Here is a 22,251-nt window from a genome sequence, read left to right as displayed (position 1 = left end):
CGGGCCCGCCGGATCACGCCATGCCCGAAGGGTCGCCCACCGGCTCCTCCCGTGCACGCGACCTGTCCGGTCCGGTCGGCGTGCTCGACCTGGCGCATCCCGGCTCGGCCGGGGCCCGCCCGCACGAGGAGGTCGACCCCCACCGGGTGCGCGTCCGGGCCTCGAACCGGTGCCGCTCTGCTTCGACGGCGCCGTCGCGGGCCCCGCCGCCCCTTCCGCCGGGGCCGGTGCGGCCGCCGACCGGGCGCCCGCCCGCATCCTGGAACGGCTGTTCCCGGAGCAGGGCCCGGCCGCGGCGATCGCGCGTTGCGTGGACCCGCCGACGACACCCCCCTCGCGGGGGCGGTCGGGCGGGTCCGCCCGCGCGTCCGCGGCCCGGCCGCTCCGTCAGGTCAGGCGGCGGCCCCGGGGCCGGCCAGCTGCTCCGCGAGCTCCCGCTCGCCCTGCTCGGAGAGCGAGGTCTTGAGCACCTCTCCGCCGAAGGGTCCCATCGCGGCGGCGAACCGGTCCTCCGTGATCCTCGTGGCCATGATCACGACGGCGGCCGAGCCGGGCCGGAGCAGCTCCTGGACCTTCTCGCGGAACCCGCTGTCGACCCCCATCTGCTGGAGCTTGCCGATGAGGCCTCCGACGGCCGCGCCCACGACGCCGATCCCGGGGGTGAGGACGATGATGCCGAGGACCAGGCCCCACAGGGCGCCGGCGGTCGCCGACAGGGCGATGCCCTCGGTCCTGGCCGGTGTGTCCACATGGGTCTTGCCGTCCTGGTCGACCGATACGACGGCGAGTCCGGACAGCTCGACCACGTGGTCCTTGTTCAACCGCTGCACTTCGGCGAACGCCTTGTCGGCGACGGCGCGGTCCTCGTAGCCGAGGACGATGAGTTCGGACATGCGGATCTCCTTGTGAGGGGGCGTCAGTACCGCTGGGCCTTGGTCAGCCTCGCCGTGAGGACGGGCTCGGGCGGCTGACGGCTGATGACCAGGGGTTGTCTGCGCCCGCCGGGAGCGAGGTCCTCCTCGCCGACGAACTGGGTCTCGACGACCTTGCCCGCCGCGTCGACGAAGTCGACCTGGACGGCGTACGAGGCGGTGCCCTCCGTCTTGTTGGTGATGGTGACGACGGCGGTCGCGACGCCGCCGGTGTCCGCTCGGGGTTTGCCGGTCAGCGCCACCTCGCCCAGGGCGTTGCCGCGCCCCTGCACGCCCTTCAGGGCGTCCTGCGCCTGGCGGCGCGAGCGTTCGATCCCGGCCCCGATCGACGCCTCGCGCGACGCCTCCTCGGCGGACGCGGACGCGGCGACCGACGAGGCGGCCGCCCGGGCGGATTCGGCGGCCTCGGAGGCCGAGGAGGCGAGCGCCGAGGGCGGCGTTCCGCTGAAGGAGTCGGTGACGGGTGGGGTCGGACGTGGGCTGAAGCCCGGTCCGCTCCCGTCGTCGTCGGAGCCGCAGGCGACGACGCCCGCCGCGCCGAAGGCGACGAGGACGACGGCGGCGGCTGCGCTCACGGCGCGGGAACGGGCCGGACGGCCGAGCCGCTCGGGTGAGGTGTTCACGATCGCGTCTTCCCGGTAGGAGGTGTCAGGGGCAGTCGTGTCGGGGCGGGTCGTCTCGGACCGGACCCCTCGGAGACCGGTCAGTACCGCAGCACTCCGGCGATGTGTCCTTGACCGGCCAGCGCGTCGTCGGGCACGAAGCGGATCTCGGCGCCCTTCTCCAGGGCCTTCTCCGCCCGGGCCACGAGGTTGCGCAGACGCACGGGGTGCCGCGCGTTCCCGGGCTCGCGCCGGTGGGTCGGCATCAGCAGGGAGAGGGCGGGAGAGGGCCGGGGCCGGCGCAGTTCGGCGAGCCGGTCCGAGGTGAGCAGGGGATCCATCGGAGGCCATCCTGGTGGTGGGGGCGAACGGGGCGGGGGCGGGGCGGACGCGGGGCGCCCGGGAAGGCGGTGCGTGGCGCGGCGGGGCCGGGCCGCGCTACCGCGATCCGGTGAGCTGTTCGGCGAGTTCCCTCTCGTCCTCGTCGCTGAGCGAGGTCTTGAGGACGGTGCCGCCGTGCCGTTGCATCGCCGCGGTGAACTTGTCGTCGGTGACCTTGGAGGCCATGATCACGACCGCGGCGGATCCGGGTTTCAGCAGATGGGCCACCTGCTGACGGAACCGGTCGTCGAGACCCGACCTGCTGAGCCTGCCCACGAGGCCGCCGAGCGCGGCACCCGTCAGGAGACCGAGGCCGGGGACGAGGAACAGCAGGCCGAAGATCGCGCCCCAGAGGGCTCCCGTGGCCGCGGTGGAGCCCACGACGCGGCTGTCGGAGTCGACGTGGGTCCGTCCGTCCTCGTCGACCTCGACGACCGCGAGGCCGTCGAGGTGCACGACGTAGTCCCGTTGGAGCTCCCGTACCGTGTCGAACGCCCTGTCCGCCACGTCGGCGTCGTCGTATCCGATGACGATGAGCTCGCCCACTTCCGCCTCCTCGGTCCGGCGTCCTCCCGACGGTCCGCCACCGAGCGGTTCCGACCGAAAGGGCACGCATGGACGAGCTTGACCCGATATGCGGGAGGTCGCGACTCGATCCGGTGAGGAGCCCGCGCCCACCTGCCCCCGGCCCGGCGCCCGGCCCCGGGACCCCGCCCCCGGCCCGGCGTCGGACGCCGTTCCCCGGTCCGGCCCGATCGGCGCGACGCCCCCTAGCCCATCGGAGGGACGGGGCCGGCCGACAGGCGCGCGGGGTCCTCCGCGCCCCGGTCGCCCGCTTCCCCGTTTCCCCGTCACGCGCGCGGCGATCGCCGTCGGAGGTCCGCCCTCCGCTCCGCCGCCGCGTCCACCCCGTCGCGCAGACCGGGCCCCCGCCGCCCCGTGCGCGGCGGCCACCCCCGTGCCGCCGGTGACCGGGCCGACGGGATGCGCCACCGCACCGGCCGGGGCGGCCCGGTGGCACACCGCGTCGACGCCCCGCAGAGCGGCTTCGCCCACCGGCGGATCCCTGACGTCCGCGCGGAGGGGCGGGAAAACCCACGGGTCGGCCCGCCCGCGCTTCGATACGATGACGGTGGCTCGCAGTCCCGTTCCGTCACCACGAGTGACGTCGACGTGCGATCGGAACGATCGCGTCGGCTGCGGCCTCCCGACCCGGACCCGCCGTGGCAGCGCCACCGGCGCCGTACGTACGAAATGGAGCATCCGAGGATGGCTCGACACCTGGTGACCAGCGCGCTTCCCTACATCAACGGGATCAAGCACCTGGGCAACATGGTCGGGTCGATGCTTCCGGCGGACGTGTACTCCCGGTACCTCCGCCAGCGCGGTCACGACGTCCTCTACGTCTGCGCCACCGACGAGCACGGCACGCCGGCCGAGCTGGCCGCCAAGGAGGCCGGGCTGACGGTCGCCGAGTTCTGCGCGCGGGCCCACGACGCGCAGAAGGCCGTGTACGACGGGTTCGGGCTGGCCTTCGACCACTTCGGGCGCAGCTCCTCGCGGCAGAACGTCGAGATCACCCAGCACTTCGCGCGGAGGCTGCACGAGAACGGCTTCATCGAGGAGCGGGCGATCCGCCAGGTGTACTCGCCGGTCGACGGCCGCTTCCTGCCGGACCGGTACGTCGAGGGCACCTGCCCGCACTGCGGCTACGACAAGGCCCGCGGCGACCAGTGCGAGAACTGCACCCGCGTGCTCGACCCGACCGACCTGATCGACCCGCGCTCGGCGATCAGCGGTTCCACGGACCTGGAGGTCCGCGAGACCAGGCACCTCTTCCTGCTGCAGTCGAAGCTCCAGCACGAGGTCGAGGAGTGGATCGCCGGCGTCGGCGACCAGTGGCCGCACCTGTCCACGTCCATCGCCCGCAAGTGGCTGGCCGAGGGACTGAACGACCGCGCCATCACCCGCGACCTCGACTGGGGCGTCCCGGTGCCGGCCGACACCTGGCCGGAGCTCGCGGCCGAGGGCAAGGTCTTCTACGTCTGGTTCGACGCCCCGATCGCGTACATCGCCGCGACGAAGGAGTGGGCGGACGCCGCCTCCGACGGCGAGACCCGTGACTGGAAGTCCTGGTGGTACGAGGCCGACGACACCGTCCGGTACACGCAGTTCATGGCGAAGGACAACGTCCCCTTCCACACGGTGATGTTCCCGGCCACCGAGCTCGGCGTGCGCGAGCCCTGGAAGAAGGTCGACGTCGTCAAGGGATTCAACTGGCTGACGTTCTACGGCGGCAAGTTCTCCACCTCCCAGAAGCGCGGCGTCTTCACCGACGCGGCCCTGGAGATCCTGCCCGGCGACCACTGGCGCTACTTCCTCATCGCCAACGCCCCCGAGTCGGACGACTCCTCCTTCACGTGGGAGCACTTCACCGCCACGGTGAACAAGGACCTGGCGGACACCCTCGGCAACTTCGTCAACCGCGTGCTGTCGTTCTCCCGCAAGCGGTTCGGCGACGAGGTCCCGGCCGGGCACGCCGCCGGCGAGGCCGAGGCGAAGCTGGGCGAGGAGATCGCGCGCCTGCTCGGCGAGTACGAGGAGCAGATGGAGGCCCTCCAGTTCCGCAAGGCCGCCGCCGCCCTGCGCGCGCTGTGGTCCGCGGGCAACTCCTACCTGGAGGAGAAGGCCCCCTGGCTGGAGATCAGGACCGACGCCGACGGCGCCGCGCTGACGCTCCGTACCGCGATGAACCTGATCCACCTGTACGCGGTCGTCTCCGAGCCGTTCGTCCCGACGTCGGCCGCCGCCATGCGCGGGGCCTTCGCCCTGGAGGACGACACCGCGACCTGGGTGACCGCCGACCAGGCCAAGTCCCTGGACGCCGTCCCGGCCGGCACCGCGTTCACGGTGCCGCCGGTGCTCTTCGCGAAGATCACGGAGGAGGACCTGGAGTCCTACCGCGAGCGCTTCGGCGGCGCTCCGGAGGCCTGACCGGCGCTCCCCCGTACCGTCCCGACTCCCCGTCGGGCGGTACGGGAGCGGGGGAGGCCCGTACGGCCTTTCGTGGCCTTGCTCACGGGGCGGTCCTCGCCGCTCCCTCCGCGGTTACCGTGGATCCATGATCGTTGCGCCGTCCCCGAGCGTCCCCCTCGCACTCGACCCCGAGCGGCTGGTGCCGCTCGCCCGCCCCGGAGCGTCGGACGCCCCCGTCGTGTGGTCGGTCGACGTCAGCCGTCGTGCCGCCTGGGCGGCACGGCTGGCCGCGGACACGCTCGACGACGAGGAGCGCAAGCGGGCGGCGGCGTTCCACCACCAGGCCGACCGGGACGCCTACGTGGCCGCACACGTCGGTCTGCGCGTGCTCCTCGGCCTGTACCTGGGCACGTCCCCGGACGGCGTCCGCATCGTTCGTCTGCCCTGCCCCAACGAGGGCTGCGGGGAACCCCACGGCCGGCCGGTCGTACGGGGCGGCGAGATCCACTTCTCCCTCTCCCACACCCGTGGCCTGGTGCTCCTCGCCTTCGCCGGCAGCCCGGTCGGCGTGGACGTCGAGAAGGTCCCCGACGCGGAGGTCACGGCCAAGCTGGGCCCCCTGCTGCACCCCCGCGAGACCGCGGAACTCGACGCCCTCCGGCCCGCCGAACGCCCCCGCGCGTTCGGCCGCGCCTGGGCCCGCAAGGAGGCCTACCTCAAGGCCCTCGGCACCGGCCTCTCTCGCGGCACGGCCACGGACTACCTGGGCACCGCCACCACCCCGCCCCCGCCGCCGCCGGGCTGGTCCCTCACCGACGTCGTCGCCCCGGACGGCTACGCCGCGGCGGTCGTCCACCGGCGTCCCTGACGGGGCCGCTCACGAGGCGGCCCCGCCCCCCTGCCCGGCCGGCTCCGGGACCGCCGGGAGGTCCTTCCCGGTGCGGAGCGGGCCCGTCAGGAGGAGCAGGGCGCACAGCGCGTTGCCGCCGTAGAGGAGCCACAGGGCGTCGCGTTCGCCGAGGAGGGCGCCGAGGGCGCCGCCGAGGAGGCTGCCGACGGGGATCGTCCCGTACATCACGAAGCGGATGGTGGAGCCGACCCGGCCCAGCATGTCCGGCGGGCAGTACGCCTGCCGGAAGCTCACGATGACGACGTTCCCGGCGACCACCCCGGTCATCAGGCAGAACTCCCCGACCAGGAAGGCCAGCAGCCCCGCCCCGTCCGTGGTGAGCGGGATCAGCAGCCCGAACGGGCCCCCGCAGAACGCGCACAGCAGGACCGCCCGGGCCGTCCCGAACCGGCGGGCCAGGTGCGGCGAGACCACCGCGCCCAGGACCCCGCCCAGCCCGGCCAGCGCGATCAGGATGCCGATCAGCGCGCCCGGCACGCCCACCGTCCGGCTCAGGAACAGGATCGACAGGGACTGCGCCCCGGCCAGGAACAGGTTCATCGCCGCGTCGCACAGCAGGATCGTCCGCAGGAACGGGTCCCGGGCGAGGAAGGCCACGCCCGCGCGGACCTCCTCGACCAACGACCGCTTCCCGGCCACCCGTTCCTCACCGCCCGGCGGGCCCTCCGGGGTCCGGATCCGCAGCAGCAGCGCCGCCGAGACCAGGAAGCTCAGCCCGTCGACGAGGAAACCGGCCGCCGCGCTCCCGGCCTGGGCCAGCGCCCCGCCCGCCCCCGGTGCGACGACCTCCGCGACCGATTCGCTGGTCTGGAGACGGGCGTTGCCGGCGGCGAGCTCCTCGTGCGGCAGCAGGGTCGGCAGGTACGCGCTGTAGGCGGCCCGGAAGAACACGTCGGCGGTGCCCGCCAGGACCGCCACCAGCATCAGTTGACCGGTCGTCAGGACCTCCAGCCAGACCGCCGCGGTCAGCGACAGCATCAGCAGCGCCGACACCGCGTTGCACACGATCATCACCGGCCGGCGGCGCATCCGGTCGGTCCACGCCCCCACGGGCAGCCCGAACAGCAGCCACGGCACCCAGGCCGCGGCGCCCAGCACCCCCATGGCGAAGGGCCCCGCGTCCAGCGTGTCCACCGCGATCAGCGGCAGCAGCACCCGGGTGGCCGCGCTCCCGAACTGGCTCACGGACTCCCCCGCCCACAGCAGCCGGAAGTCCCGGCGGCGCGGCGCGCCGCGACCGGCGCTCACCGGTCCACCGTGCCCTCGCCCAGCAGCGCGGCGATCTCGGCGGCGGGCTTGGGCGCCATCATCTCGCCGTGCGCGCAGGGCACTTCGTGGTGGGCGACCGGACCGGTGACGTACGGCTCCCACGCCCGCGGCCCGGGCGCGTCCGGCTCGTGGGCGGCGACGGCCAGCGTCACCCCGCCCCGGAACACCCCCGGACGGTGGGCGGCGGCCAGCCGGTCGTGGTGGACGTAGGCCCCGCCCAGGGCGGCGACCGTCTCCCCGTCGAAGACCGACAGCGGGCCCTCCTCGGCGGCGGCCGCCGCCACCAGCCCGGCGAGGGGCAGCGCCCCCCCTCCGGCCGCGCCGCACGCCTCCCGCGACGGATAGCCGAGCGATTCCAGCAGGTCCCGCAGCGGGTCCGCGGCCGGGGCCGCCGTCCCGCCGGGTGCCACCGGGTACCCGTCCAGCAGGGTGAGCCCGGCCACCTCCTCGCCGTCCCGTTGGAGCGTCACGGCCACCGCGTGCGCGACCACCGCCCCGAAGGACCAGCCCAGCAGGTGGTACGGGCCGTGCGGCTGCACCGCGCGGATCCGCGCCGCGTACTCCGCGGCCATCTCCGCGACGCTCCCGGGCCGTGCCCCCGGCTCGCTCAGCGCCCGCGACTGCAGCGCGTGCACGGGCCGCCGCGGGTCCAGGTGCTCCAGCAGCCCCCGGTACACCCAGCCGGTGCCCGCGCCCGGGTGGACGCAGAACAGGGCGGGCGCGCCGGGCGCTCCCGCGCGCAGCGTGACCAGCGGCGCCAGCGGGTCCGCGTCCCCGCGGGGGTCCGCGTCCCCGCGGGGGACCGCGCCGCCGGAGCGGGCGGCGAGCCCCGCGACCGTGGGTGCGGCGAACAGGTCCTGCACCCCGAGCTCCTCGCCCAGTGCCTGGCGCACCCGGGCCATCAGCCGGGCCGCCAGCAGCGAGTGGCCGCCCAGGTCGAAGAAGCCGTCGTCGGCGCCCACGGCGTCCGCGGGCAGCCCCAGCACCTCGGCGAACAGGCCCGCCAGGACCTCCTCCCGCCGGCCGCGCGGCGCCCGGCGCACACGGCCTTCCCCGGCCGCGCCGGGTTCCGGCGCGGGCAGCGCGGCCCGGTCGAGCTTGTCGTTCGGGGTCCGCGGGAAGGCGTCGAGCACGACGAAGGCCGACGGCACCATGTGGGCCGGGAGCGTCCCCGCCAGATGGGCGCGCAGGTCCGCCACGTCCACCGCGGAGCCCGTGCCGCCGTCGCCGCCGGGGACCGGGACCACGTACCCGACCAGCCGCTTCGCACCACCGGGACCGTCCTCCCGCACGGTCACCGCGGCCCGGTCCACCCCGGGCGCCGCCGCGAGCGCGGCCTCGACCTCGCCGGGCTCGACGCGGAAGCCGCGGATCTTGACCTGGTCGTCGGCGCGGCCGAGGTACTCGACGCGGCCCTCGCGGTCCCGGCGGACGAGGTCGCCGGTGCGGTACATGCGGGCGCCGTCCTCGAACGGGCAGGCCACGAACCGCTCCGCCGTCGTCCCCGGGCGCCGCAGGTAGCCCCGCGCCAGCCCGGCGCCCGCCAGGTACAGCTCGCCGGGCACCCCCGGCGCCACCGGGCGCAGCGCCGCGTCGAGCACGTAGGCGCGGGTGTTGGCGACGGGGCCGCCGATGAGCGGGCGCTCGCTGCGCGCGGTGTCCCACCACAGGGCGTCGACCGTGCACTCGGTGGGGCCGTACAGGTTGTGGGCGCGCATCCCCTCCGTGGCGCGCAGCCGGCTCCACAGCCCCTCGCCCGCGGCCTCCCCGCCGATCAGCAGCAGCCGCGGAGGGGCGTCGAGCAGGCCCTCCTCGATCAGCTGCTCGGCGTGCGTCGGGGTGGTGTCGACGACGTCGAGGGCGGCGTCGGCGACGTGCCGGGCGAAGGCGGCGGAGTCGCGGCGCACGGCGTCGCCGATCAGGTGGAGCTCGTGCCCGGCCACCATCCACAGCAGGGCGTCCCAGGAGGCGTCGAAGGACAGCGAGGCCGTCAGTGCCACCCGCAACCGCCGTCCCGCCGCGCTCCGTTCCGCCTCGGCCATGGTGTGGGCGCGGTGGAAGGCGTACAGGTTGCGCAGCGCGGCGTGGTCGACGACGACGCCCTTGGGCCGGCCCGTGGACCCCGAGGTGTACACGACGTACGCGGCGTCGCCCGGCCGGGGTCGCGGCAGCGGCCCGGCACCGGGCGCGGAGGCGGCGGCCGTGTCGGCCTCGTCCGCCTCGTCCGCCTCGTCCACGAGGACGAGCGGGACCCCCGCCGGCTCCGCGAGCGGCAGCAGCGGGGCGGTCGCGGAGTCCGTGACCAGCAGCGCCGGGGCGGAGTCGGCCAGCATGTGCGCGATCCGCTCGGCGGGGTATTCCGTGTCCACCAGGACGAACGCCGCACCGGCCTTGAGGACGGCCAGGATCGCGACCACCGCCGCCGGGGAGCGCGGCAGGGCGACGGCCACCACCCGCTCCGGACCCGCCCCGTCCCGGACGAGACGCCGGGCGAGCCGGTCGGACCGGGAGTCGAGGGCGGCGAAGCCGATCCGCTCGGCGCCGTGCACGAGTGCGGTCGCGTCCGGGGTGCGGGCGGCACGCTCCGCGAACAGCTCCGGCACGGTGGCGTCCGGCACCGGCAGCGCGGTGTCGTTCCACTCGGTCAGCACCCGTCGGCGGGTCTCGGGGGCCAGCGGGTCGGCGGCGCCGACCGGCAGCTCCGGCGCCGCCGCGAGCAGCCGGACCATCCGCACCAGGGCCGCGGCGAGGTCCTCGGCGGTGGCGTGGTCGAACAGCTCGGCCGCGTACTCCAGGAAGCCGGAGATCCCGGCGGGGCGACCCCGGGCGTCCCGGCGCTCCTGGACGTCCAGCGTCAGGTCGAACTGGGCGACGTCGAAGCGGAACGGCTCGGGGCTGACGTCGAGGCCGGCCAGCGCGAGCGTCCCGTCCTCGCCGTCCTGCACCTGGAGCAGCACCTGGAAGAGGGGGTGGCGGGCGAGGGACCGCTCGGGGTTGACCGCCTCCACGACCCGCTCGAAGGGCACGTCCTGGTGCTCGAAGGCGGCGAGGTCGGTCTCCCGGACCCGGCCCAGGAGCTCGGCGAAGGTCGGGTCGCCCGAGACGTCGGTGCGCAGGACGAGGGTGTTGACGAAGAAGCCGACGAGGTCGTCCAGGGCCTCGTCGTCGCGGCCCGCGACCGGCGTCCCGATCGGTACGTCGGTGCCCGCGCCGAGCCGGGACAGGGTCACGGCCAGCGCCGCCTGCACCACCATGAAGAGGGTGCAGCCGTGCTGTCGGGCCAGTTCGAGGAGCCGGCCGTGCAGCTCGGCGTCCAGCTCGACGGGGACGGAGCCGCCCGCGAAGTCCGCCACCGCCGGGCGCGGCCGGTCGTGGGGCAGGGCCAGCTCGGCGGGCGCACCGGCCAGCGCGCCGGTCCAGAAGGCGAGTTGACGGGAGAGCGGGCTCGCGGGGTCGTCCTCCGCGCCGAGCAGCTCCCGCTGCCACAGCGTGTAGTCGGCGTACTGCACCGGCAGCGGTGCGAAACCGGGCGCGGCGCCCGCGCACCGGGCGGCGTAGGCCTCGGACAGGTCCCGGAACAGCGGCCCCCAGGACCACCCGTCGAGCGCGATGTGGTGCACCACCAGGGCCAGCACCCACTCCTGCGGCCCGACCGCGAGCAGCGCCGCCCGTACGGGGGGCCGCGCGGCCAGGTCGAACGGGCGGGCCAGCAGGGCGTCGAGGGCCCCGGCGGTCCCCTCCGGACCGCACTCCACCAGGTCCAGGGGCACGCCGCCCCCGGTGGGCAGCACCCGCTGGTACGGCTCGCCCGCCGCCTCCGGGAACACCGTGCGCAGGGCCTCGTGCCGGTCGGTGACGTCCCCCAGGGCCGCGGTCAGCGCCGCGGTGTCCAGCGGGCCGCGCAGCCGCAGCGCGAACGGGCAGTGGTAGCCCGCGGACTGGCCCGCCCGGCTCAGGAACCACAGCCGGCGCTGGGCGGCCGACAGCGGCGGAGCCTCGGGCCGCTCCGCCACCGCGGTCAGGGCCGGACGGGGGGCCGCCCCGGCCGGGGGGTCCTGCGCCAGGCAGGCGGCCAGGCCGGCCACCGTCGGGTGCTGGAACAGCCGGCGGATGCCCAGGTCGCCGCCGAGGACGGCCCGGATCCGCGAGAGCAGCCGGGTCGCGAGCAGCGAGTGCCCGCCCAGGTCGAAGAAGCTGTCCTCGGCGCCCACCGACGGCAGCCCCAGCACCTGCGCGAACAGCTCCGCCAGGAGTTCCTCGCGGGGCCCTCGCGGGGCGCGCGAGGAGCGCAGCGCGCCGAAGTCCGGCGCGGGCAGCGCCGCCCGGTCCAGCTTGCCGTTGCGGTTCATCGGGAAGGCGTCCAGGACCACGAAGGCCGAGGGCACCATGTGGTCCGGGAGGCGCGCGGCGAGCCGCCCGCGCAGCGCGCCCGGATCGGCGTCGCGGCCCGCGGCCGCCACCACGTACGCCACGAGGCGCTTCCCGGCGGGCCCGCCGTCCCGGGCGAGCACCGCGGCCTGCGCCACCTCCGGGCAGGCCCGCAGGCAGGCCTCGACCTCACCGGGCTCGATGCGGAAGCCGCGGATCTTGACCTGGTCGTCGGCGCGGCCGAGGTACTCGACGCGGCCCTCGCGGTCCCAGCGGACGAGGTCGCCGGTGCGGTACATGCGGGCGCCGTCCTCGAACGGACAGGCCACGAAGCGGCCCGCGGTGAGCGAGGGCCGGTTCAGGTAGCCGCGGGCCAGGCTCGGTCCGGCCAGGTACAGCTCGCCCGGGACGCCCGGGGCGACGGGCCGCAGCCCGGCGTCCAGCACGTACGCCCGGGTGTTGGCGAGCGGGCGGCCCACGAGCGGCTCCTCGCTGAGGGCGGCGTCCCACCACAGGGTGTCGACGCTGCACTCGGTGGGCCCGTACAGGTTGTGGCAGAGCATCCCCTCGGCGGCCCGGACCCGTGTCCACAGGGCCGCGCCCGCCGCCTCGCCGCCGAGCAGCAGCACCTTGGGGCGGTGCGCGGGGTCGTCCAGCAGGCCCTCCTCGACGAGCTGTTCGGCGTAGGTCGGGGTGACGTCGAGGGCGTCGACGCCGGCGCGGGCGATGTGCCGGACCAGGGCGGCCGCGTCGCGGCGGGTGTCGTCGTCGACGAGGTGGAGCTCGTGGCCGGCCACCATCCACAGCAGCCCCTCCCACGACGTGTCGAAGGACAGCGCGGCCGTCAGCGCCATGCGCATCCGGCGTCCGCCGTGCAGCTCCTCCGCGCGGGCGATGACCCCGGCCCGGTGGAAGGCGTACAGGTTGCGCAGCCCCGCGTGGTCGATGACGACGCCCTTGGGCTCGCCGGTCGACCCCGAGGTGTGGATGACGTACGCGGCGCTGCCGGGCAGGATCCGGCGGCCCGGGACGGGCCCGGCGGCGCCCGCCGGGACCGGGCCCGGCGCGTCGACGAGGACGCGGACGGCACCGGTGTCCGGGAGCTCCGGGGCGGTCGCGGCGTCGGTGACGACGGTGGTCGTGGTGCCGAGGAGCCGCGCGATCCGCTCGGTCGGGTAGTCCGTGTCGACCGGGACGAAGGCGGCGCCCGCCTTGAGCACCGCGAGCAGCGCCACGACGGAGTCGGCGGACCGGGGCAGGGCCAGGGCCACCAGGTGCTCCGGGCCGACCCCGTGCCCGGCGAGCCGGTGCGCCAGCGCGTCGGCGCGGGCGTCGAGTTCGGCGAAGGTCAGCGCGGTGTCCCGGAAGACCAGGGCGGTCGCGCCGGGGGTGCGGGCGGCCCGCTCCTCGAACAGCTCGGGCAGGGTCCCCGCGGGCACCGGCGCGGCCGTGTCGTTCCAGCCGGACAGGACCAGCGCGCGCTGCTCGGCGGAGAGCGGGTCGGCCTGTCCGACCGGGGCGGCGGGGTCGGCGGCCAGGCGCTCCAGCACCCGGGCGAGGGCGGCCGCGAGGTCCTCGGCGGTGGCCCGGTCGAACAGGTCCGTCGCGTACTCCAGGGCGCCGCCGATCCCGGCCGGCGCGCCGCCCGGGTCCCGCCGCTCCTGGAAGTCGACGGTGAGGTCGAACTTGGCGACGTCCCAGGCGGCGGACTGCTCCGCGCACTCCAGGCCGGGCAGGACGAGGGCGGGGCCCTCGCCGCCGTCCAGGGTCATCATCACCTGGAAGAGGGGGTGGCGGGCGAGGGACCGCTCGGGGTTGACCGCCTCCACGACCTGTTCGAAGGGCACGTCCTGGTGGTCGAAGGCGGCCAGGTCGGTCTCCCGCACCCGCTCCAGGAGCTCGGTGAAGGCCGGGTCGCCCGAGACGTCGGTGCGCAGGACGAGCGTGTTGACGAAGAAGCCGACCAGTTCGTCGAGGGCTTCGTCGTCACGGCCCGCGACGACGGTGCCGATCGGGATGTCGGTGCCCGCGCCGAGGCGGGAGAGGAGCACCGACAGGCCGGCCTGGAGGACCATGAAGAGGGTGCAGCCGTGCTCGCGGGCCAGTTCGAGGAGCCGTCCGTGCAGCTCGGCGTCCAGCTCGACGGGGACGGAGCCGCCCGCGAAGCTCGCCACCGCGGGCCGGGGCCGGTCGGTGGGCAGGGCCAGTTCGGCCGGGGAACCGGCCAGTTCCCGCTTCCAGAAGGCCGACTGTTCGGCGAGCGTGCTCTCCGGGTCGTCCTCCGCGCCCAGCAGCTCGCGCTGCCACAGCGCGTAGTCCCGGTACTGCACGGGCAGCGGCTCGAAGGCGGGCGCCGCGCCCGCGCTCCGGGCGGCGTAGGCGGTGGCCAGGTCGGTCAGGAGCGGCCCCCACGACCAGCCGTCGGTGGCGATGTGGTGGATCACCAGCGCCAGCACCCACTCCTCGTCGCCCAGGGCGAAGAGGCGGGCGCGCACCGGGAGTTCGGCGGCGAGGTCGAAGACGTGCCCGGCCTCGGCGGCCAGCGCCTCGGCGAGCTCCGCCTCGCCGAGGCGGACGACGGGCAGCTCCGGCGCCCGGTCGGTGACCTGCTGCACGGGCTCGCCGTCCACCTCGGGGAAGACCGTCCTCAGCACCTCGTGCCGCCCGGTCAGGTCGCCGAGGGCCGCGGCCAGTGCCCGCGGGTCCAGCGGACCGCGCAGCCGGGTGGTGAGCGGGCAGTTGTACGCGGCGCCGGTCTCGCCGAGCTGGTTGAGGAACCACAGCCGCCGCTGGGCGGACGAAACGGGAAACACAGGACCTCCAGGGGCGTGCGGGGTGGTGCGCGGGGCGGTGGACGGCTCGGGCGTCGGCGGCGCGGCGGAGCGCGGGACGGGGGACGGCTCAGGCATCGGCGGCGCGGCGGAGCGCGGGACGGGCCTTCGGCGCGTCGGCGAGCAGGGCGGCGGTGCGGGCCGGGGTCGGGTGCTGGAAGAGCTGGCGGATCTTCAGCTCCCGGCCGAGTTCGGTCCGGATCAGGCTGATCAGCCGGGTGACCAGCAGGGAGTGGCCCCCCAGGGCGAAGAAGTTGTCGTCCGGGCCGACCTCGTCCCGGTCGAGGACCTCGGCGTACAGGGCGCGGACGCGGTCCTCGGTGCTGCCGCCCGGGTCCGCGGCCGGCTCCGGCGCGGCGGGGGCGGCCGCGGCCGTGCGCGGGGCCGGGCCGTCGACCGAGCCGACCGGCCGGTCCGGGGCGGCCGCGAGACCGCGCAGCACCAGGGCCAGGTCCGCCGCCAACCGCTCGGCACTCGTACGGTCGAACAGCTCGGTGACGTAGGTGAGTTCCCCGGTGAGGCCCAGCGGAGCGCCGTCGGCGGCGCGCCGCTCCCCGAGGTCCACGCCGAGGTCGAACTTGGACACCGCCCACTCGACGGGGTGCGGCTCCGCCGTGAGGCCCGTCAGGCGGGGCAGGGCGGGCGGCTCGTTCTGCACCTGGAGCAGCACCTGGAAGAGCGGGTGCCGGGCGAGGGACCGTTCCGGGTTCACCCTCAGCACGACCCGCTCGAAGGGCACGTCCTGGTGGGCGTAGGCGGCGAGGTCGGTCTCCCGCACCCGGGCGAGGAGGTCCGTGAAGGCCGGGTCGCCGGAGACGTCGGTGCGCAGGACCAGGGTGTTGACGAAGAAGCCGACGAGGTCGTCCAGCGCCTCGTCCGTGCGGCCCGCGACGACGGTGCCGATCGGGATGTCGGTGCCCGCGCCGAGGCGGGAGAGGAGCACCGACAGGCCGGCCTGGAGGACCATGAAGAGGGTGCAGCCGTGCTGCCGGGCCAGTTCGAGGAGCCGTCCGTGCAGCTCGGCGTCCAGCTCGACGGGGACGGAGCCGCCCGCGAAGCTCGCCACCGCGGGCCGGGGCCGGTCGGTGGGCAGGGCCAGTTCGGCCGGGGCGCCGGACAGTTCCTTGGCCCAGAAGTCGAGCTGGCGGCTGATCAGCGCGTCCGGGTCGCCCTCCGCGCCGAGCACGGAGCGCTGCCAGACGGTGTGGTCCCGGTACTGCACGGGCAGCGGCTCGAAGGCGGGCGCCGCGCCCGCGCTCCGGGCGGCGTAGGCGGTGGCCAGGTCGGCCAGGAGCGGCCCCCACGACCAGCCGTCGGTGGCGATGTGGTGGACCACGAGCACCAGCACCCACTCCTCCCGTCCCCGCTCCAGCAGCCGTGCCCGCAGGGGGAGTTCGGCCGAGATGTCGAAGCGGTGCCCCGTCACCTCCCGTACCGCGTCCGCGACGGCGCCGGCCTCCTCGACGGCGAGGACCTCCAGCGGCACCTCGGCCGCCGCGCCCTCCAGCAGCCGGATCACCGGCTCGCCCCCGCGCTCGTCGAAGACGGTCCGCAGCACCTCGTGCCGGGCCACCACGTCGCCGAGCGCCGCACGCAGCGCCGACGCGTCCAGCGGACCCCGCAGCCGGTAGGCGAAGGGCACGTTGTGGTGGCCGGACGGGCCCTCCGCCTGGTGCGCGAACCACAGCCGGTGCTGCGCCGAGGACAGCGGCGCGCCCTGCCCGGGCTCCGCACGGCGCAGCGGCGGCCGCGCCCGGTCGGCGCCGTCCGCCAGCTCCGCGAGGGCGGCCACGGTCTGCGCGCGGAAGACGTCGCGCAGCGACAGTTCCACCCCGAGGGCCGTGCGGATCCGGCTGACCAGCCGGGTCGCCAGCAGCGAGTGGCCGCCCAGGTCGAAGAAGCCCGCGTCGGCGGCGACCGCGTCGACGTCGAGCAACTCGGCGAAGAGCCCCGCCAGGATCTCCTCCCGGGGGGTGCGGGGGGCGCGTCCGCCGGAGGCGGGCAGCGCGGGCCCGGGCAGGGCCCGGTAGTCCACCTTGCCGTTGGGGGTCAGCGGCAGCGCGTCCAGGACCAGGACGTACGAGGGCAGCATGTAGTCCGGCAGCAGCCGCTCCAGCCGGCGCCGCACCGAGGGCCCGGAGACCTCTCCGACCACGTACCCGGCCAGCCGCTTCTCGCCGTCGGAGGCGGCCCGTACGGCGACCACGGCCTGGCGGACGCCCGGGCAGGCGGCCAGCGCGGCCTCGACCTCGCCGGGCTCCACGCGGAAGCCGCGGACCTTCACCTGCTCGTCGGCCCGGCCGAGGAACTCCAGCAGCCCGTCGGCCCGCCACCGGGCGAGGTCGCCGGTGCGGTACATGCGCGTCCCGGGCGCGCCGAACGGGTCGGCGACGAACCGTTCCGCGGTGGCCGCGGGCCGTCGGTGGTAGCCGCGCGCCACTCCGGCACCGGCGAGGTACAGCTCGCCCGGGGCGCCCGGCGGCACCAGCCGCATCCGCTCGTCGAGCACGTACGCACGGGTGCCGTCCAGGGGGCGGCCGATCGGCACCGGGCCGTCGGCGTCCGCGGCGCCGGTGATCAGGTGGGCGGTCGCGCACAGGGTCGCCTCGGTGGGCCCGTACAGGTGGCGGACCACGGTGTCGGGGCAGGCGGCCAGCACGGCGCGGACCGCGGCGGGGCTGACGACGTCGCCGCCGGTCAGCACCTCGCGGACGCCGGCCAGCAGGCCGGGGTCCTCCTCGGCGACCACGCGGAACAGACCGGCCGTCAGGTGCACGGCGGTGATGCCCGTCTCGCGGATCAGGGCGCCGAGACCGACGACCGTCTGCTCGCCCTCGGGGGCGACGACGACCTGCCAGCCCGACAGCAGCGCCACCCACAGCTCGTAGTCGGCGATGTCGAAGGCGTGCGGCGCGTGGAACAGGACGCGCTCGGCGCCCCGGGTGTGCCAGCCCCGGTCGGCCACGAGGTCCAGGACGTCCCGGTGGGTGACGGCGACGCCCTTGGGCTCGCCGGTCGAGCCCGAGGTGTGCATCAGACAGGCGAGCTGCCCGGGCGGGCAGGGCACGGGCGTGAACTCCCCTTCCGGCGCTGCGGTGTCGGCCCCGGTGACCAGGACCGTACGGGCGCACTCCAGCCCCAGCGGGGCGAAGGCCCCGTCGACCAGCAGGACGGGGCAGCCCGCGTCGGCCAGGATCTTCTGCATGCGTGCGGCCGGGTACCCGGTGTGCAGCGGCACGTACGCCCCGCCGGCCTTCAGGACGGCCAGCATCGCGACGACGACCTCGGGGGAGCGGGCCATCAGCACGCCGACCGGGGTCTCGGCGCCGACCCCGTACCCGGCCAGGCGCCGGGCCAGCCGGTCCGCGCACCGGTCCAGCTCTCCGTACGTCATCGCGTCCGGGCCCGAGACGAGGGCCACGGCGTCCGGGTGCAGGGCGGCCCGGCGGGCGAACTCCTGGTGCACGGCGCCCGCCGCGGTCCGCTCGGGTCCCTGTGGCAGCCAGGTGCCGAGCAGCTGCTCGCGCTCCCGCTCCAGCAGCACCTCCAGCGCCGAGACCCGGCCGCGCGGCGTGCGCACCGCGGCCCACAGGACTCCCCGCAGCCGCTCCACGAGGGCGCGCACGGTGGCCTCGTCGAACAGGCCCGTACGGTACTTGGCGACCGCGCGCAGTCCCTCGCCCGCGGAGCCCGCCTCGGTGAACTGCAGCGCCAGCTCGAACTCGGCCTGCGGCACGTCGACCTCCTCGGTCACCGCGGTCAGCCCCGGCAGTTCCAGCGCGGCCGCGGCGGTCGCCCGGCGCATCGTCAGCGCCACCTGGAACAGCGGGTGGTGGGAGAGGGAACGGCGCGGGTTGACCGCCTCGACGACCTGCTCGAAGGGGACGTCCTGGTGGGCGAAGGCGGCCAGGTCGGTGTCCCGGACCCGCTCCAGGAGCTCGGCGAAGGTCGGGTCGCCCGAGACGTCGGTGCGCAGGACCAGGGTGTTGACGAAGAAGCCGACCAGCTCGTCCAGGCCCTCGTCGGTGCGGCCCGCGACGACCGTCCCGATCGGCACGTCGGTGCCCGCGCCGAGCCGGGACAGCACCACCGCCAGGGCCGCCTGGAGCACCATGAAGACGGTGCACCCATGCGCCCGGGCCAGCGCCTCGAGCTCCGCGGTCAGCGCCGCGTCCAGACCGAACCCGAGGGCGGCGCCCGCCGGGTCGGCCACAGCGGGCCGGGGCCGGTCGGTGGGCAGCGCGGGCTCCTCGGGCAGCCCCGCCAGCGCGGTGCGCCAGTGGTCCAGCTGCTCCTCGCCGATGTCGGCGAGGAGGTCGCGCTGCCAGAGGGCGTAGTCCGCGTACTGCAGGGCGAGCGGGGCGCGCGGGCCCGGGCGGTCGCCCGTGCGGGCCGCGTAGGCGTGCGCCAGGTCGTCGAGGAGCGGCCCCCAGGACTCGCCGTCGGTGGCGATGTGGTGCAGGGCCAGCACCAGCGTGTGCTCCTGCGGCCCGGAGACCAGCAGTGCGGCCCGCAGCGGCACCTGCGCCGCCAGGTCGAACGGGCGGCCCGCCACCTCGGCGACGAGCCCGGCCGCCCCGGCCGCCCCGACGGCGCCGACCGCGTCGAGGAGCTCCAGGACCGGCGGGGCCGGGGGCAGGACGACCTGACGGGGCTCGCCGTCGGCCTCCGGGTGGACGGTGCGCAGGATCTCGTGCCGCTCGGCCAGGTCGGCCAGCGCCCCGCGCAGCGCCTCCACGTCGAGCGGACCGCCGAGCCGGACCGCGACCGCGCTGTGGTAGGCCGGGTTCGGCCCGTCGAGCCGGTCCAGGAACCACAGCCGGCGCTGCGCCGGGGAGAGCGGCAGCCGTGCCGGCCGCGGCTGCGGCCGCAGCGCGGGACGGGCCCGGTCCGCGCCGTCGATCAGCGCGGCGAGCGCGGCCGGGGTGCGGCCGGTGAACACCTCACGGATGCCCAGCTCCGCGCCGAACGCCCCGCGCACCTGCGCCACCAGCCGCATCGCCAGCAGCGAATGGCCGCCCAGCTCGAAGAAGTCGTCGTCGGCTCCCACCTTGGGCAGGCCGAGGACCGAGGCGAACAGGCCCGTCAGGATCCGCTCCCGTTCGGTGCGGCCGCCGCGGCCGCCGGTGCGCGGGGCGGGGGCGGGCAGGGCCCGCCGGTCGAGCTTGCCGTTCGGCGTCACCGGCAGCTCGTCCAGCACGACCACGGCCGGGACCATGTGCTCGGGCAGCGAGGCGGCCAGCTCGCCGCGCACCCCGGCGGGGGTCGGCGCGGCGCCCGGGCGGGGCACCACGTACGCCACGAGGCGGGGGTCGCCCGGACGGTCCTCGCGGACGACGACCGCCGCGTGGGAGACGCCCGCGCAGCCCGCGGCGGCGCTCTGGACCTCGCCCGGCTCGATGCGGAAGCCGCGGATCTTGACCTGGTCGTCGGTGCGGCCCAGGTACTCCAGGACGCCGTCGGCCCGCCAGCGCACCAGGTCGCCCGTGCGGTACATGCGGGCCCCCGGCTCGAAGGGGCACGCCACGAACCGGTCGGCGGTCAGCCCGGGCCGGCCGAGATAGCCGCGGGCCAGCTGCACGCCGGCCAGGTACAGCTCGCCCGCGGTACCGGGCGCCACCGGGGCGAGCCGGCCGTCCAGGACGTACGTACGGGTGTTGGCGGCGGGCCGGCCGATCGGGACGGGGGCGTCCCCGGCCCGGCAGGGCCAGAGCGTGACGTCGACCGCGGCCTCGGTCGGGCCGTACAGGTTGTGCAGCTCCGCGCCGGGCAGGACCCGGAAGAAGGCGTCCTGGGTGTGCGGGGGCAGCGCTTCGCCGCTGGCGACCACCCGGCGCAGCGAGCGGGCGCCCGCCGCGGCGGGCTCGCGCAGGAACGCGTCGAGCATGGACGGCACGAAGTGCGCGGTGGTGACGGACTCCCGGGCGATCAGGTCGGCCAGGTAGGCGGGGTCCTGGTGGCCGCCGGGCCTCGCGACCACGAGGGTCGCCCCGGTCAGCAGCGGCCAGAAGAACTCCCACACCGAGACGTCGAAGCCGCTCGGCGTCTTCTGCAGCACCCGGTCCCCGGCCTCCAGGCCGTACTCCCGCTGCATCCACTCCAGCCGGTTGACGACGGCCCGGTGCGGGACCAGCGCGCCCTTGGGGCGGCCGGTGGAGCCGGAGGTGAAGATCGCGTACGCCGGGTGGTCGGGGAGGAGCACCGGCCGCGGTGCGGGATCCGCCGCGGGGAGCGGGGCGTCCAGCCGCAGCGTCGGCGTCCCCGGTGCCTCCCAGCCGGTGCTCAGCACCAGCGCCGGGGCGGCGTCGGCCATGATCCCGAGGTTGCGCTCCTCGGGCTGGCCGGGGTCGACGGGCAGGTAGGCGGCGCCCGCCTTCAGCACGCCGCACAGGGCGACCACCAGGTCGGCGGAGCGCGGCACGGCGACCGCGACCAGGCTCTCCGGTCCGATGCCGCGGGCCGCGAGCACGTCCGCGAGGCGGCCGGCCCGCTCGTCCAGCGCCCGGTAGGTCAGGGGCTCCCCCTCGAAGACGACGGCGGTGGCGTCCGGGGTCCGGGCCGCCTGCTCCGCGAGCAGCGCGGTCAGCGTCGTCTCCGGGAGGGCGGCGGCGGTGTCGTTCCACTCGGCCAGGACCCGGTGGCGCTCGGCCGCGGTCAGCGCGTCCAGGACCTCCACCGGCGCGTCCGGGTCGGCCGTCCACCGCTCCAGCAGCCGCACCAGCCGCTCGCCCAGCTCCCGCACCCGCCCGGTGCCGACGAGTCCGGGGTGGTGGCTCAGCCGCAGCCCGAGCGCCGCGCCCGGTTCGACCACCAGGGTCAGCGGGAAGTGCGTGGTGTCCCGGAACCGGATCCGCGCCTCCAGGCCGAAGCCGGGCAGGTCGAGCGCGTAGTCGCTCATCGGGAAGTTCTCGAAGACCAGGTTCGTGTCGAAGAGGGCGGACGGGGAGCCGGCCAGCTTCTGGATCTCCGTCAGCCCCAGGTGGTCGTGGTCCACCAGCTCCGCCCGCTCGCGCTGGAGCTCCGCGCAGACCCGGCGCAGCGGGGCGGCCGCGTCGATCCGGGCCCGCACGGGCACGGTGTTGATCAGCATGCCGATCATCCGCTCCGAGCCCGGCAGTTCGGCGGGGCGACCGCTGACCGTGAGGCCGAAGACCACGTCGTCCTGCCCGGTGGCGCGGGCCATGAGCGCCGCCCAGGCGCCCTGGACCACGCTGGTCAGCAGCAGTCCGCACTCCCGGGCCCGCGCGGTCAGCGCCGCCGTCCGCTCCTCGTCCAGCCCCACCACCACGTCCTCGGGGGTGGCGCCGGGGGAGACCCGGCCGGCGCCGTCCGCGATCCGGCCGGGTGCGTCGAGACCGGTCAGGGCGGTGCGCCAGGCCTCCTCGGCGGCGGGCCGGTCGCGGCGCGCGAGGTGCGCCAGGTACTCCCGGTAGGGCCGCACCGGCTCCGGCTCGCCCCCCGCGTACAGGGTGAACAGCTCGCGGAAGAGCAGCCCGAACGACCAGCCGTCCAACAGGATGTGATGTGCCGTCACCAGGAGCCGGTGCCGGTCGTCCGCCAGTCGCAGCAGCGTGAACCGCAGCAGCGGCGGGCGGCGGCTGTCGACGCCCCGCGCCCAGTCCTCCTCCGTCAGCTCCGCGGCCCGGGCCGCGGACGCCCCGGCGGGCAGGGCGCCGAGGTCGTGCTCCTGCCAGGCCGGTTCCACGTCCCGGCGGACCACCTGGACGGGGTCGCCGTTCTTGCGGTGGGTGAGGACCACCCGCAGGTTGGCGTGGCGGCGCAGCAGCTCCCCGGCGGCCCGGCGCAGCCGTCCCGCGTCGAGCGTTCCGTCCAGGTCGACGGTGAACTGGGCGATGTAGAGGTGCTTGGAGTCCTCGTCGTACCCGGAGTGGAAGAGCATGCCCTCCTGCAGCGGGGAGAGGGGCAGGACGTCCTCGATGGCCGGCCGGCTGGTGTTCATGGCTGATGTCGCTTTCTGGGAG

The 22,251-nt window shown here is 76.1% G+C and carries 8 protein-coding genes and 1 pseudogene; 2 read left to right on the top strand and 7 right to left on the bottom strand.

Going from position 1 to position 22,251, the window contains the following annotated elements:
• Positions 1-392 precede the first annotated feature (392 nt).
• The 4 genes from ACZ66Z_RS03155 to ACZ66Z_RS03140 form a co-directional block, all read right to left on the bottom strand.
• Positions 393-893: a DUF1269 domain-containing protein gene (locus ACZ66Z_RS03155; protein ID WP_469932215.1), complete on the bottom strand. Its 501-nt coding sequence runs from the start codon at positions 891-893 to the stop codon at positions 393-395.
• A gap of 23 nt (positions 894-916) precedes the next feature.
• Complete coding sequence (locus tag ACZ66Z_RS03150) at positions 917-1,555, bottom strand: hypothetical protein (RefSeq protein ID WP_469932214.1); 639 nt, start codon at positions 1,553-1,555, stop codon at positions 917-919.
• Between the two features lie 80 nt (positions 1,556-1,635).
• The gene (locus tag ACZ66Z_RS03145) at positions 1,636-1,875 is read right to left on the bottom strand and encodes a hypothetical protein (RefSeq protein ID WP_469932213.1); all 240 of its coding nucleotides are present in this window, start codon (positions 1,873-1,875) and stop codon (positions 1,636-1,638) included.
• Positions 1,876-1,972: 97 nt separating this feature from the next.
• Complete coding sequence (locus ACZ66Z_RS03140; RefSeq protein ID WP_469932212.1) at positions 1,973-2,461, bottom strand: DUF1269 domain-containing protein; 489 nt, start codon at positions 2,459-2,461, stop codon at positions 1,973-1,975.
• 723 nt (positions 2,462-3,184) lie between these two features.
• Here ACZ66Z_RS03140 and metG point away from each other — a divergent pair.
• Both metG and ACZ66Z_RS03130 read left to right on the top strand, forming a co-directional pair.
• Positions 3,185-4,909 (top strand): methionine--tRNA ligase, encoded by a 1,725-nt coding sequence (gene metG / locus ACZ66Z_RS03135; protein WP_469932211.1) that lies wholly within the window; start codon positions 3,185-3,187, stop codon positions 4,907-4,909.
• Between the two features lie 127 nt (positions 4,910-5,036).
• Positions 5,037-5,759 (top strand): 4'-phosphopantetheinyl transferase family protein, encoded by a 723-nt coding sequence (locus ACZ66Z_RS03130; RefSeq protein WP_469932210.1) that lies wholly within the window; start codon positions 5,037-5,039, stop codon positions 5,757-5,759.
• 9 nt (positions 5,760-5,768) lie between these two features.
• Here ACZ66Z_RS03130 and ACZ66Z_RS03125 read toward each other — a convergent pair whose 3' ends face one another.
• The 3 genes and pseudogenes from ACZ66Z_RS03125 to ACZ66Z_RS03115 form a co-directional block, all read right to left on the bottom strand.
• Positions 5,769-7,049 carry an MFS transporter gene (locus tag ACZ66Z_RS03125; RefSeq protein ID WP_469932209.1) on the bottom strand — a complete coding sequence of 427 codons (1,281 nt, stop codon included), beginning with the start codon at positions 7,047-7,049 and terminating at the stop codon, positions 5,769-5,771.
• Positions 7,046-14,251 (bottom strand): annotated as a pseudogene (locus tag ACZ66Z_RS03120) (amino acid adenylation domain-containing protein); the annotation flags it as partial. The pseudogene ACZ66Z_RS03120 and the gene ACZ66Z_RS03125, both read right to left, overlap by 4 nt.
• An 88-nt stretch (positions 14,252-14,339) precedes the next feature.
• Positions 14,340-22,229: an amino acid adenylation domain-containing protein gene (locus ACZ66Z_RS03115; protein ID WP_469932208.1), complete on the bottom strand. Its 7,890-nt coding sequence runs from the start codon at positions 22,227-22,229 to the stop codon at positions 14,340-14,342.
• Positions 22,230-22,251 lie beyond the last annotated feature (22 nt).

It is taken from the genome of Streptomyces sp. NPDC107498, assembly GCF_055582805.1.
The sequence above is the reverse complement of the archived record's forward strand: the minus strand, read 5'-3'. Positions and strand labels throughout refer to the sequence as shown.

What these genes read in the sequence shown, in the direction of transcription:
- ACZ66Z_RS03155 (WP_469932215.1), bottom strand. Translation starts at nt 893, where the DNA reads ATGTCCGAACTCATCGTCCTCGGCTACGAGGACCGCGCCGTCGCCGAC.
- metG (WP_469932211.1), top strand. Translation starts at nt 3,185, where the DNA reads ATGGCTCGACACCTGGTGACCAGCGCGCTTCCCTACATCAACGGGATC.
- ACZ66Z_RS03130 (WP_469932210.1), top strand. Translation starts at nt 5,037, where the DNA reads ATGATCGTTGCGCCGTCCCCGAGCGTCCCCCTCGCACTCGACCCCGAG.
- ACZ66Z_RS03145 (WP_469932213.1), bottom strand. Translation starts at nt 1,875, where the DNA reads ATGGATCCCCTGCTCACCTCGGACCGGCTCGCCGAACTGCGCCGGCCC.
- ACZ66Z_RS03115 (WP_469932208.1), bottom strand. Translation starts at nt 22,229, where the DNA reads ATGAACACCAGCCGGCCGGCCATCGAGGACGTCCTGCCCCTCTCCCCG.